General features: G+C 50.9%; 13 protein-coding genes. 10 read left to right on the forward strand and 3 right to left on the reverse strand.

All coding sequences use genetic code 11. The features are described from left to right. The first annotated feature begins 132 nt into the window (after positions 1-132). Positions 133-384: an excisionase gene (locus GC087_RS14630; protein ID WP_324028625.1), complete on the forward strand. Its 252-nt coding sequence runs from the start codon at positions 133-135 to the stop codon at positions 382-384. Continuing rightward, on the forward strand, positions 359-1,492 hold the full coding sequence (locus GC087_RS14635; protein ID WP_324028626.1) for a site-specific integrase: 1,134 nt from the start codon (positions 359-361) through the stop codon (positions 1,490-1,492). The genes GC087_RS14630 and GC087_RS14635 overlap by 26 nt, the downstream gene beginning before the upstream one ends. A gap of 310 nt (positions 1,493-1,802) precedes the next feature. Here GC087_RS14635 and GC087_RS14640 read toward each other — a convergent pair whose 3' ends face one another. Further along, a complete protein-coding gene (locus GC087_RS14640) occupies positions 1,803-2,465 on the reverse strand; it encodes a CDP-diacylglycerol diphosphatase (RefSeq protein WP_324028627.1) in 663 nt (220 codons plus the stop codon). A 479-nt stretch (positions 2,466-2,944) separates the two neighbouring features. Then, entirely contained in the window at positions 2,945-4,195 is a 1,251-nt protein-coding gene (icd, locus tag GC087_RS14645; protein ID WP_324028628.1) for an NADP-dependent isocitrate dehydrogenase, read from the reverse strand. A gap of 110 nt (positions 4,196-4,305) precedes the next feature. Here icd and rluE point away from each other — a divergent pair, with 110 nt between their 5' ends. From rluE to GC087_RS14685, 8 genes are all read left to right on the forward strand, one after another. Then, entirely contained in the window at positions 4,306-4,965 is a 660-nt protein-coding gene (rluE, locus tag GC087_RS14650) for a 23S rRNA pseudouridine(2457) synthase RluE (RefSeq protein WP_324028629.1), read from the forward strand. A 48-nt stretch (positions 4,966-5,013) separates the two neighbouring features. After that, positions 5,014-5,487, forward strand: coding sequence for an NUDIX domain-containing protein (locus GC087_RS14655; protein WP_033737534.1), 474 nt, complete (start codon positions 5,014-5,016; stop codon positions 5,485-5,487). A gap of 39 nt (positions 5,488-5,526) precedes the next feature. Further along, on the forward strand, positions 5,527-6,639 hold the full coding sequence (gene mnmA, locus GC087_RS14660; RefSeq protein ID WP_039341044.1) for a tRNA 2-thiouridine(34) synthase MnmA: 1,113 nt from the start codon (positions 5,527-5,529) through the stop codon (positions 6,637-6,639). Between the two features lie 34 nt (positions 6,640-6,673). Continuing rightward, entirely contained in the window at positions 6,674-7,315 is a 642-nt protein-coding gene (hflD, locus tag GC087_RS14665; RefSeq protein WP_205956313.1) for a high frequency lysogenization protein HflD, read from the forward strand. Positions 7,316-7,358: 43 nt separating this feature from the next. After that, positions 7,359-8,729: an adenylosuccinate lyase gene (gene purB / locus GC087_RS14670; RefSeq protein ID WP_324028630.1), complete on the forward strand. Its 1,371-nt coding sequence runs from the start codon at positions 7,359-7,361 to the stop codon at positions 8,727-8,729. 106 nt (positions 8,730-8,835) lie between these two features. Continuing rightward, entirely contained in the window at positions 8,836-9,504 is a 669-nt protein-coding gene (phoP, locus tag GC087_RS14675; RefSeq protein WP_033737538.1) for a two-component system response regulator PhoP, read from the forward strand. Between the two features lie 2 nt (positions 9,505-9,506). Beyond that, positions 9,507-10,976, forward strand: coding sequence for a two-component system sensor histidine kinase PhoQ (gene phoQ, locus GC087_RS14680; RefSeq protein WP_033737764.1), 1,470 nt, complete (start codon positions 9,507-9,509; stop codon positions 10,974-10,976). 57 nt (positions 10,977-11,033) lie between these two features. Beyond that, a complete protein-coding gene (locus tag GC087_RS14685) occupies positions 11,034-12,158 on the forward strand; it encodes a ribosomal protein uL16 3-hydroxylase (protein ID WP_006118859.1) in 1,125 nt (374 codons plus the stop codon). Between the two features lie 71 nt (positions 12,159-12,229). Here GC087_RS14685 and pepT read toward each other — a convergent pair whose 3' ends face one another. After that, positions 12,230-13,459 carry a peptidase T gene (gene pepT, locus GC087_RS14690; protein WP_324028631.1) on the reverse strand — a complete coding sequence of 410 codons (1,230 nt, stop codon included), beginning with the start codon at positions 13,457-13,459 and terminating at the stop codon, positions 12,230-12,232. Positions 13,460-13,537: the final 78 nt, after the last annotated feature.

The following is a 13,537-nucleotide window of genomic DNA, read 5'->3' on the forward strand; positions in this document are numbered from 1 at the left end:
CTAATTGATAACGAGTTTGACGGTACCGGCGTTTCAGTCGTCATGCTGAAAGCCGATCGCAAGTGATTTTTGATAATCAGTTTTAAAGCCCGGTCAGCGCTAAATTACTGATCGGCTGTATGAGGTACGAGTATGGCCAGAATGGTGAGCTTAGAAGAATGGGCGACGGAAGAATTTGGAAGTTTAGCCCCCAGCCTTCGCACATTAAAAAAATATGCCAAGAGCCACATGATGGCACCACCAGCCAGAAAAGTAGGCAGAGAGTGGATGATTGATCGTGAAGCCCGATTTATCGGCATTTTAGCCGAACCAAAAATCGCACCGACCGCAAACCCTAAGCTGAGAAGGATTATTGAAGATGGCTGCCAGACCACGAACCCATAAAATAACCATCCCCAATCTGTACTCAAAGCTGGATAAGCGAACGGGACGGGTGTACTGGCAATATAAACATCCAGTAACGGGTAAGTTTCACAGCCTCGGCACAGATGCCGAGGAAGCCAAACAGGTTGCCAGTGAAGCCAATGACATCATCGCCGAACAGCGGACCCGGCAGATCCTGAGCGTTAATGAAAAGATTGCCCGTATTCGGGAGTCGAGAGAATTTATCACAGTTACAACCTGGCTTGATCGCTACCTTGCCATTCAGCAGGAACGGCTTGACACTGGAGATATCAAAATGAACTCAGTAAAACAAAAGAAAAAACCTGTTGAACTGCTGCGCCAGCGTTCAGGGATGATGTATTTAAAAGATGTTACTGCAATGGAAATAGCGGAAATCGTCGATGCGGTAAAGGCTCAGGGCTATAACCGCATGGCACAGGTTGTCCGAACTTCACTGATCGACGTGTTCAAGGAAGCCCAGCATGCCGGGCATGTGCCTCCAGGTTACAACCCAGCGCAGGCAACACGCCAGCCGCGTAACAGAGTAAAACGTGAACGCCTTTCCTTTGAAGAGTGGAAAGAGATTTACTCTGCGGCTGAAAAGCACCCCCCATATCTACAATGCGCAATGCTGCTTGCGGTTGTCACCGGGCAGCGAATTGGTGATATTTCTGAGATGAAGTTTTCAGACATCTGGGATGATATGCTTCATGTTACTCAAGAAAAAACCGGGTGCAGAGTAGCTATCCCTCTGAGTTTAAGATGTGAAGCAATTAATATCTCTTTAAGGGAAGTAATCGCCAGATGTCGCGATGCTGTCGTGAGTAAATATCTGGTCCATTTTCGTCACTCCACTTCTAGGGCTGTGCGAGGTGGAAAGGTCTCTGCAAGTTCAATCACTACAACTTTCAAAAAAGCCAGGAACAATTGTGGCCTGAAATGGACTAATGGCTCAGCTCCAACTTTCCATGAGCAACGCTCTCTTTCTGAACGTATTTATAGAGAACAAGGTATAGACACGCAAAAACTGCTAGGCCATAAGTCTCAACAAATGACTGACAAATACAATGATGACAGGGGTAAGGGCTGGTTAATAATTAACTTATGAAATAGTTAATTTCATAATCAAATTATTTAAAAAAGATGGCAGAAAAAATCTTTCAACCTTTTTAAAAAATAAAAACCATCAGTTTATAGGAAAGAAAAAAACAAACCTTCCAAAATTAGTAAAGCGTTTAGTTATAAAAAAACTTCCCTTAGTGACATTTAATGAGATCACCTACAACCCAAGGTTATAATTTATCCTAATCATTAAAGCTTGAATTGAATTTTTAAAGAAACATGAAGCAATTTACATTGTTGACAACAAAGACCTCAGCAATAAAAAGTAATTAGATAAATATATGACAATACAGGAATTAAAACCCCCCAAATTCTTCACTTAATTTTTCACAACTTGCAACAATATTTTTTTCACAAAAACCTGCCATTAGAATAAAAAAATCTGAATCTAAAGAAGTCACTCCTAGTGTCAAATATTTTCTGTCCTTGCCTAACTCGCTACACAATGTATTTGCATCCTGCGGAAAACTGTAAGAATTGCTGAAAAAATTAGATTTGGTTATTTTTTTTAGATAGAGGTTTTGATCTTGTATTCCAAAAGGAGTATCGCTCCAGATGTTTTGCTTTATAAATTTATAGCGTTCAATAAGACTTTCTTCAGCGTCAGGAGAAATAAATGAGATATGAATATGTAACTGATCCTGAGAGCGCTTAACTGCAGGATTAACTGATAAAAGGCAAGGGCGCCTATCATCGATTCCCTCACGGCTAAGAAGAAATGTATTGTCCCATGCCAGCGCAAAAATTTTATTTAGTGTCAAAAAAAAATCATCTTCAAGTCCAGTAACTTTTTCTATCGGAAGCAGTAAATAGTGGTTTATCGCTCCGTCCACCTTATAAATTACAAATTTATTCATCACGTCAACAATCTGACAAGGTATGCACCTCCCTGAATTCAGATAGTTTGGAACACACTGATAAGTGATTTTTTCCCAAAGTAAGTTTCTATTTATGTGCATCGTATGATAATCCTATTAATTATGGACCTAATTTATTGTAGTACACATTGCTGAAATTTCTATCGGTAAATCTATAACTAATAGTATGTGATGTATGATATTCGCCTTAGAGTTCTTTAAAGGTTAACTTCAATATTCATTACCCGAGTAGTAAATCTGCTCGCGCTTACCGGAATGGTCTCAATTCTAAAGCATATGGCAGATTTCACTCCCATTACTGACTTCGGATCTTTTAGCTCTCTCAGGCTTACGATCAGTTAAAGCTAGCCGTGGGGGAGCAGATTACTGGATAGCGTTAGAGATAAATGCACTGGATTACTCCATAATATAGATTAAAAATTAATGGACCGCTTCCACTTCATAAAAAAAAAGACTTATTTTGGGGAAAGATTTTGGGGGAATTTTGGGGAAAGTGTTTTAAAAACGAAAAAACCAACACGTTTTTCCATACGTGTTGGCTTCGAGTTACGAAAATCTTATTACATGTTTGCGATAATTGCTTCACCAAACTCTGAACATTTCAGCAGCTTAGCGCCATCCATCAGACGTTCGAAGTCATAGGTCACGGTCTTGGCAGCGATTGCGCCTTCCATGCCTTTGACAATAAGGTCTGCGGCTTCGAACCATTCCATATGACGCAACATCATTTCAGCGGACAGAATCACGGAACCTGGGTTCACTTTATCCTGACCTGCGTACTTCGGTGCCGTACCGTGGGTGGCTTCGAACAGCGCACATTCGTCACCGATGTTTGCGCCTGGTGCAATACCGATACCGCCCACCTGCGCCGCCAGGGCGTCAGAGATGTAGTCACCGTTCAGGTTCATACAGGCGATAACGTCATATTCTGCCGGACGCAGCAGGATTTGCTGCAGGAAGGCATCGGCGATCACGTCTTTTACGATGATCTCTTTACCGGTGTTTGGATTTTTGAATTTCATCCATGGGCCGCCATCGATCAGCTCACCGCCGAACTCGTCTTTCACTAACTGGTAACCCCAGTCTTTGAAGGAGCCTTCGGTGAACTTCATGATGTTGCCTTTGTGTACCAGCGTCAGTGAATCACGATCGTTAGTGATGGTGTATTCCACTGCTGCACGGACCAGGCGCTTGGTGCCCTCTTCCGAACACGGTTTAACACCGATACCGCAGTTTTCTGGGAAGCGAATTTTCTTCACGCCCATTTCTTCACGCAGGAATTTGATGACTTTATCCGCTTCTGGCGTGCCCGCTTTCCATTCGATACCGGCATAGATATCTTCGGAGTTTTCGCGGAAGATCACCATATCCGTGTCTTCAGGGCGTTTTACCGGGCTTGGTGTACCGGTGTAGTAGCGCACCGGACGCAGGCAAACGTACAGATCCAGTTCCTGACGCAGCGCAACGTTCAGAGAACGGATGCCACCGCCAACTGGCGTGGTCAGTGGGCCTTTGATCGCTACGCGGTATTCTTTGATTAAATCGAGGGTTTCTTGCGGCAGCCAGACATCCTGACCGTAGAGTTCAACCGATTTTTCACCGGTATAAATCTCCATCCAGGAGATTTTACGCTCGCCGTTGTAGGCTTTTTTCACAGCGGCATCAACCACTTTCAGCATCACTGGTGACACATCAACGCCGATACCATCCCCTTCGATGTAAGGGATAACCGGGTTATTTGGGACAACCAGTTTACCTTGATTCAGGGTGATTTTCTGACCTTCCGCCGGAACAACTACTTTGCTTTCCATTAACCTCTCCTTCGAGCGATTTTTTGTTAATGATTTGTAAGATGCGCGTCAATACTACTTGAATATTCACGCCACGCCAATCACCGCAATTTCGCGTTATAATGCGCTGAATGTTCCAGACTGCAAAGCGTATGCGAAAAACTAATCAGACTTCTCATCCAAATAAACGATTCAGCCGACAAACACGTCCTGTGCATCGCAAGGCGTCATCGCCGCCTGCCGTCCGCCGCGTGCTTCTGTTCAACAAACCCTTTGATGTTCTGCCGCAATTTACCGATGAAGCTGGCCGCCGCACCCTCAAAGATTTTATCGACGTGAGTGACGTTTACGCGGCGGGCCGACTCGATCGCGACAGCGAAGGACTGATGGTCCTGACTAACGATGGCCCGCTACAGGCGGCGCTGACGCAGCCCGGCAAGCGCACCGGCAAGATTTACTATGTGCAGGTGGAAGGCGCGCCTGAGGAAAGCGATCTACAACCTTTGCGCGATGGCGTTAATCTGAAAGATGGCCCGACGTTACCGGCTGGCGTCGAAAAAGTGGCTGAGCCCGACTGGTTGTGGCCGCGCCAGCCGCCGATTCGCGAGCGCAAAGCCATTCCAACACAGTGGCTGAAAATAACGCTTTTTGAAGGTCGTAACCGTCAGGTCAGACGTATGACGGCCCATATTGGCTTTCCAACCCTGCGTCTGGTGCGCTATGCCATGGGCGAGTTTACTCTGGGCAATTTGGCTCCGGGTGCCTGGCGCGATATCAGCGCACAAGACTGACTGCCATTATCATTTCCATAACTTTAAGTTAACAATTCAGGAGGATCGATGTTTAAACCGCATGTCACCGTCGCGTGCCTGGTTCAGGCTCGGGGTGCATTACTGGTCGTTGAAGAACGCGTCAACGGCATCGCCACCTGGAATCAGCCTGCCGGTCATCTTGAAGCCGATGAAACGCTGCATGAAGCCGCATCACGGGAATTGTTTGAAGAGACCGGCATTCGGGCCGAAATGCAGTATTTTATCGGCATAAACCAGTGGATCGCCCCGGATAATACGCCTTTTGTGCGGTTTCTGTTTGGCGTGGATCTGGACGATATCCAGCCAACGGCTCCGCAGGACAGCGACATTGATTGCTGCTGGTGGGTCGCGCCAGAGCAGATTCTGTCGGCCTCTAACCTGCGTTCGCCCCTGGTTGCCGAAAGCGTACGCCGCTGGCAACAGGGCGTACGCTATCCGCTCGACCTGATCAGCCCGTTCAACTGGCCGTTTCATGAAGGTGCGCACCCGCGTTCAGCGTGATAGAATGCGCCGCCTGTTTTACTGTTTTGCGAGCTTGTGATGTCTGATAACTGCCAGAAAAAAGTGATCGTCGGAATGTCCGGCGGCGTCGATTCTTCCGTTTCCGCCTGGTTACTGCAACAGCAGGGCTATCAGGTTGAAGGCCTGTTCATGAAGAACTGGGAGGAAGACGATGGCGAGGAATACTGTACCGCCGCTGACGATCTGGCGGATGCGCAAGCCGTGTGCGACAAGTTAGGTATTAAACTGCACAAAGTGAACTTTGCGGCAGAGTACTGGGACAATGTCTTTGAACACTTCCTGGAAGAGTACAAAGCGGGCCGCACTCCCAATCCCGATATCCTGTGTAATAAAGAAATCAAATTCAAGGCGTTTCTGGAGTTTGCCGCAGAGGATCTGGGTGCAGACTTCATCGCCACCGGGCACTATGTCCGCCGTCAGGATATCGATGGCCGCAGCCACCTGCTGCGCGGTCTGGATGGTAACAAAGACCAGAGTTATTTCCTTTACACACTCAGCCACCAGCAAATCGCGCAGAGCCTGTTCCCGGTCGGCGAGCTGGAAAAGCCTGAAGTGCGTCGCATCGCTGAACAACTTGAGCTGGTGACGGCGAAGAAAAAAGACTCCACCGGCATTTGCTTCATCGGTGAACGCAAGTTTACCGAATTCCTCGCGCGCTACCTCCCTGCCCAGCCGGGTGAAATTGAAACCGTCGACGGACAGGTTGTGGGTGAGCACCAGGGCCTGATGTATCACACGCTCGGCCAGCGTAAAGGGCTGGGCATTGGCGGTCTTAAAGAAAGCAAAGACGATCCCTGGTACGTCGTTGATAAAGATGTGGCGCGCAACCGCCTGATCGTGGCGCAGGGCGGCGACCATCCCCGACTGATGTCAGTGGGTCTGATTGCCCAGCAGTTACACTGGGTTGATCGTCAGCCGCTAACCGCACCGCTGCGTTGTACGGTGAAAACCCGCTACCGTCAGACCGATATCCCCTGCGAAATTATCCCGCACGGCGAGGATAAAATTGAAGTCCGGTTTGATGAGCCCGTTGCTGCGGTCACGCCGGGTCAGTCTGCGGTGTTCTACCTTGATGAAGTCTGCCTGGGTGGCGGTATCATCGAAGAACGTTTGCCTTGGGTTGCCGCATAATACCGGTGGGAATAACGCGTAAACAGGAGTAACCGTGGCAAAAAACTATCAGGACATTACCTTTGCACTGGCGGGCATTTGCCAGGCGGCCCATCTGGTGCAGCAGTTAGCCAATCAGGGACATTGTCAGCCGGAGGCGCTGGCGGTGTCACTGCGCAGCGTACTGGACCTGAATCCTCCCTCGACCCTGGCGGTATTTGGTAACAACGAAGCCAACCTGCGCCTGGGGCTGGAAACCCTGATGGCCGTGCTGAACAGCACGCAACGTCAGGGCGCTGGTGCCGAACTGACCCGTTACACGTTGAGCCTGATGGTACTGGAGCGCAAGCTCAATGCGAACAAGCAGGCTATGAACACCCTGGCCCAGCGTATCAGCCAGCTCGATCGTCAGCTGGCGCATTACACGTTGGAATCCGACACTATTCTGAGCGCCATGGCGGGCATTTATGTCGATGTGATTAGCCCGCTCGGCCCACGTATTCAGGTAACCGGATCGCCGGCAGTGCTACAGAATTCCCTGCTACAGAGTAAAGTTCGCGCCACGCTGCTGGCCGGCATTCGTGCCGCCGTGTTGTGGCAACAGGTTGGCGGAGGCCGACTGCAGCTGATGTTTTCGCGCCAGCGTTTACTGCGCGAAGCCAAATCGATTTTATCCCGCCTGCCACTGACTTACTGAGTCAGTGAGGCAAACACCGTTAAATGAATCAGGAGTTGCACTGATGGAATTATCCTCTCTGACCGCCGTCTCACCTGTCGATGGTCGTTACGGCGATAAAGTCAGCCCGCTGCGCGCAATTTTCAGCGAATTTGGTTTGCTGAAGTTCCGCGTTGAGGTTGAAGTTCGCTGGTTACAAAAACTGGCTGCGACCGCAGAGATCAAGGAAGTTCCTGCATTTGATGCTGACGCAAACGCTTTCCTTGACGAGATCGTCGCCCGTTTCAGCGAAGCAGACGCCGCACGCATCAAAACCATTGAGCGCACCACCAACCATGACGTGAAAGCGGTTGAGTATTTCCTGAAAGAAAAAGTGGCGGATGTGCCCGCCCTGCATGCAGTGTCGGAATTTATTCATTTTGCCTGCACCTCTGAAGACATTAATAACCTGTCCCATGCGTTGATGCTGGAAACAGCACGCCGCGATGTCATTCTGCCTTACTGGCAGCAGCTGATCGCCGCCATAAAAGGCCTGGCGCAGGAATACCGTGATATTCCCCTGCTGTCTCGCACGCACGGCCAGCCCGCTACGCCATCGACTATGGGTAAAGAGATGGCCAACGTCGCCTACCGCATGGAACGTCAACTGCTTCAGCTGTCGCAGATTGAAGTGCTGGGCAAAATCAACGGCGCCGTGGGCAACTACAACGCGCACATTGCGGCGTACCCGGAAGCCGACTGGCACCAGCTGAGTGAAGAGTTTGTTACCTCGCTGGGCATCACCTGGAATCCCTATACGACGCAAATCGAGCCGCACGACTACATTGCCGAGCTGTTTGACTGTATCGCCCGCTTTAACACCATCCTGATCGACTTTGATCGCGATATCTGGGGCTATGTGGCACTCAACCACTTCAAACAGAAAACCGTTGCGGGCGAAATCGGCTCGTCGACCATGCCGCATAAAGTAAACCCTATCGATTTTGAAAACTCGGAAGGCAATCTGGGCCTGGCCAACGCGGTCATGCAGCATCTGGCCAGCAAACTGCCGGTTTCCCGCTGGCAGCGTGATCTGACCGATTCTACCGTGCTGCGTAACCTGGGTGTCGGCGTAGGCTATGCGCTGATCGCCTATCAGGCCACCTTAAAAGGTATTTCAAAACTGGAAGTGAACCGCGAGCGCCTGCTGGATGAACTGGATCACAACTGGGAAGTGCTGGCCGAGCCGATTCAGACCGTGATGCGCCGTTACGGCATCGAAAAACCGTACGAGAAGCTGAAAGAGCTAACCCGCGGTAAACGTGTTGACGCCGCAGGTATGCAGGCCTTTATCGACAGCCTGGCGCTGCCTGAAGAAGAAAAAACCCGTTTAAAACAGATGACCCCGGCAAATTATCTTGGCCGTGCGATTCAAATGGTTGATGATCTGAAATAATATCCCTTCTGCAGACCGGTTCCCGCCGGTCTGCGTTAACCTGCTGTTTAATTCATTTCGCTTATACTTATTTAAATTCGTTTCGATCTGATGCTAAGGAAATCCTATGCGTGTTCTGGTTGTGGAAGATAATGCCCTGCTGCGCCACCATCTTTCAGTACAACTGCGAGAAATGGGTCATCAGGTTGATGCTGCTGAAGATGCCAAAGAAGCCGATTATTTTCTCCAGGAACATTTACCTGATATCGCGTTGGTCGATCTGGGCTTACCCGGTGAAGACGGCATGTCGTTAATTCGTCGCTGGCGCAATGATGCCGTGCGTCAGCCTATTCTGGTGCTGACCGCCCGTGAAGGCTGGCAGGCGAAAGTCGAAGCGCTGGAAGCCGGTGCGGATGATTACGTCACAAAACCGTTTCATATTGAAGAAGTTGCCGCACGCCTCCAGGCATTAATGCGCCGCAACAGTGGTCATGCGTCGCAAATTATTGCCATGCCGCCGTTTCAGGTCGATTTATCGCGTCGCGAACTGACGGTGAATGAAAGCCCGGTTAAGCTGACCGCCTTTGAATATACCATCGTGGAAACCTTAATTCGTAATGCGGGCAAAGTGGTGAGTAAAGATTCATTAATGTTGCAGCTGTATCCCGATGCCGAATTGCGTGAAAGCCACACGATCGATGTATTAATGGGCCGCCTGCGCAAAAAAATCCTCGCGCTGCATTCTGACGAAGTTATCGCTACCGTTCGCGGCCAGGGTTACCGCTTTGATCTCTGATGATGTCCTGGCTTAAACGTTATCGCCCTATTTCGCTGCGGACACGCTTTTTACTGGCCTCCGCAGCCATCGTTCTCATTCTCTCGCTTTCTTATGGCATGGTCGCCGTGATTGGCTATGTGGTGAGTTTTGATAAAAACACCTATCGTGTGATGCGAGGCGAGAGCAATTTATTTTTTACCCTGGCACAGTGGAAAGATAATAAGCTGACAATTGCGCAGCCCGAGCGCACCATGCTTAATTTCCCCACCCTGGTATTTATTTATGATGAACACGGCAAGTTGCTCTGGCAGCAGCGTGATGTGCCGGAAATTCGTGAGAAGATTCAACCCGAATGGCTGTTAAAACCTGATTTCTACGAGATTGATACCAACAACAGCACCAGCCGGGCCGCCATGGGCGACAATCTGACGGCACAGCAGCAGCTTCATGCGTGGGATGATAACGACGATGACGATCAGGATACGTTTACCCATTCGGTTGCCGTCAACCGCTACGATGCCACCACCAACCTGCCCGCCCTGACCATTGTGGTGGTCGATACCATTCCACAAGAGCTACAGCATTCCGATGTGGTCTGGTCATGGTTCAGCTATGTTCTGGCCGCTAACCTGATTTTAATTGTCCCGCTGCTCTGGCTGGCGGCGCACTGGAGTTTACGGCCGATTGGGCATCTGACGCTTCAGGTACGCGAACTGGAAACCGGACAGCGTGAAAATCTGGACGATAAGCCCCCGCAGGAGCTGCGTTCGCTGGTGCGTAACCTCAATCTGTTGCTGACCAACGAGCGTCAACGTTACACGCGTTACCGCACGACGCTGGCCGACCTGACCCACAGCCTGAAAACACCGCTGGCGGTCCTGCAAAGTACCCTGCGTTCGCTGCGCGGCGGAAAAGAGTTAACCATCGAACAGGCCGAGCCGGTGATGCTGGAGCAGATCAGCCGCATCTCTCAGCAGGTCGGTTATTACCTGCACCGAGCCAGCATGCAGGCCGATCATAATCCCCTGCAGCGTGATCTGCATTCGGTATCGGGTTTACTGGACAGCCTGTGCTCGGCACTGAATAAAGTGTATCAGCGTAAAGGGGTGGAAATTACCCTGGATATTTCCCCGGAAATCACCTTCTTTGGCGATCAGAACGACTTTATGGAAGTGATGGGCAATGTGCTGGATAACGCCTGCAAATACTGTCTGGAATTTATTGAGGTCAGTGCTCATCAGACCGAAGATGCGCTGCACATCTATATTGATGATGACGGTCCGGGCATTCCGGAAAGTAAACGCGACCTGATTTTCGTGCGGGGACAGCGCGTCGACACCATGCGACCAGGCCAGGGGCTCGGGCTTGCCGTGGTGCGAGATATCCTTGAGCAGTACGCCGGTAATGTCATCGCCTCCAGCAGCCCGTTAGGCGGTGCGCGCATGGAAGTCGTATTTCAGCGCCAGGAAATGGAACATCGCCGCGAGTAGTTCAGGCTGCGGGCTGTTATACTTGCAGGTATTTTCAGCCCTTAGCGGACTTTCTTTATGGATTATCAGCTCGATCTCAACTGGCCCGATTTTATTCAGCGTTACTGGCAAAAGCGCCCGGTAGTGCTAAAGCGTGGCTTTAAAAATTTTATCGATCCCATTTCGCCGGATGAACTGGCGGGCTTAGCCATGGAAAATGAGGTCGACAGTCGGCTGGTCAGCCAGCCAAACGGAAAGTGGCAGGTCAGCCATGGTCCATTTGAAAGCTACGATCACCTGGGCGAAAACAACTGGTCACTGCTGGTTCAGGCGGTCAATCACTGGCATGAGCCCTCTGCCGCACTGATGCGCCCTTTCCGCTTTCTGCCGGACTGGCGCATTGACGATCTGATGATCTCGTTCTCCGTGCCCGGCGGCGGCGTGGGTCCGCATTTCGATCAGTACGATGTGTTTATTATTCAGGGCACCGGCCGCCGCCGCTGGCGCGTCGGGGAAAAAGTGCCGATGAAACAGCACTGCCCGCATCCTGACCTGCTGCAGGTCGAGCCGTTTGACGCCATTATCGATGAAGAAATGGAACCGGGCGATATTCTCTATATTCCGCCGGGTTTCCCGCATGAAGGCTACTCCCTCGAAAATGCGCTGAACTACTCTGTAGGATTCCGCGCGCCCAGCGGACGTGAACTCATCAGCGGCTTCGCCGATTATGCGCTGGCTAACGAGCTGGGCAGCCTGCGTTATACCGATCCCGATGTGCCTTCGCGCGACTGCCCGTCGCTGATTTTGCCTGAAGAAGTGGAAGGCTTACGCAAGGTGATGCTGGATGTGGTGAATCAGCCTGCGCATTTTGAGCAGTGGCTGGGCGAATTTATTTCACAATCACGCCACGAACTTGACGTTGCGCCACCGGAACCGCCTTATCAGCCCGATGAAATCTATGATGCGCTGCAACAGGGCGATGTATTGTCCCGTCTGGGTGGATTACGCGTCCTGACGCTGGGCGATGCGATTTATATCAACGGCGAGCGCGTCGAATGCGCCGATCCGCGCGTGATGTCAGTGCTGGCACATCGCGATGAAATTACCCTGGATGATCTGGGGGAGGCTCTTGACGATCCGGCCGTGCTGGCGCAGATTGCCGGGCTGATTAACGCGGGTTACTGGTATTTCGGCGCTGAATAAACCGCTGGAGAAGTGGTGTTCCCATCCGTTTACGCCGTCTCCTCGCCCTGCCCGGACGAGGAGACGTTGTTTTAACCTTTCTTCTGACCGGCCAGTTCTGCCAGGCGAACGATGACGTCGACAGACTGCGCCATGATGTTTAGCGAGGCAAACTCGTGCTTGCCGTGGTAGTTATAGCCCCCGGTAAACAGGTTTGGACAGGGCAATCCTTTCCATGACAGGGACGAACCGTCCGTACCGCCGCGAATCGGTTTCACCACCGGCACGATGCCGCAGTCGCGCATCGCCTGCAAGGCCAGATCGATAATGTGCGGGAAAGGTTCGACTTTTTCGCGCATATTGCGGTAGCTGTTGCTGATCTCTACCGTAATACCACAGCCGGGATGCAGGTCTTTATTGATCTCATCCGCAATTTGCTGCAGTGTGCGTTTGCGTTGTTCAAACGCCTCGGTATCAAAATCACGAATGATGTAGTGCAGCTCAGCGTGCTCAACCGTGCCTTTCATCTGGTGCAGATGAAAGAAGCCCTCATAACCGTCTGTCCATTCCGGCTTCTCTTTCGCAGGCAACGCTGCACTGAAACGCGTCGCCAGCTCCAGCGCATTGACCATGACATTTTTCGCAGACCCGGGATGAACATTGTTGCCCACGACTTTGACCAGCGCCGAGGCCGCATTGAAGTTTTCGTATTCAAATTCGCCCAGATCGCTGCCGTCGACGGTATAGGCCCAGTCAGCTGCAAAGCCTTCAACATCGAAATGCGACGTGCCCCGCCCAATCTCTTCGTCTGGGGTAAAGGCAACGCGAATGGCACCGTGCGGAATATCGCCTTCCGCCAGTCTGGCCATGGCCGTCATGATCTCGGCAATGCCCGCTTTATCATCCGCGCCCAGCAGGGTTTTGCCATCGGTGGTGATCAGGGTGTGACCGATAAGCTTATGCAACACGGGGAACATGACCGGTGACAGCACTTCATCACCATTGCCCAACGCGATATCGCCGCCCCGGTAGTTTTCGATGATTTGCGGATTAACATGTTTCGCGGTGAAATCCGGTGAGGTATCCATATGCGAAATAAAGCCCACCACCGGCGTTGGCCAGTCCACATTGGCCGGTAGTGTGCCCATCACACAACAGTGATCGCTCAGGCTGACATCCACAAAACCCAGGGCCAGCAGTTCTTCCTGCAACTGGCGGGCCAGTACCCACTGACCTTCGCTGCTGGGCACCTGACGTGCCTGCGGTTTTGCCTGCGTCTCTACTGCCACATAACGCAAAAAGCGTTCTAATAGTTGCTTCATATGCCATCCTTAAAATTTACCGCCGGTCATTATTGATAAACCGGCAAGACATCGTGTTGCGTCAAATCATTATCGTTC

The sequence above is a fragment of the Pantoea sp. JZ2 genome, from assembly GCF_035191405.1.
Taxonomy (GTDB): domain Bacteria; phylum Pseudomonadota; class Gammaproteobacteria; order Enterobacterales; family Enterobacteriaceae; genus Pantoea; species Pantoea stewartii.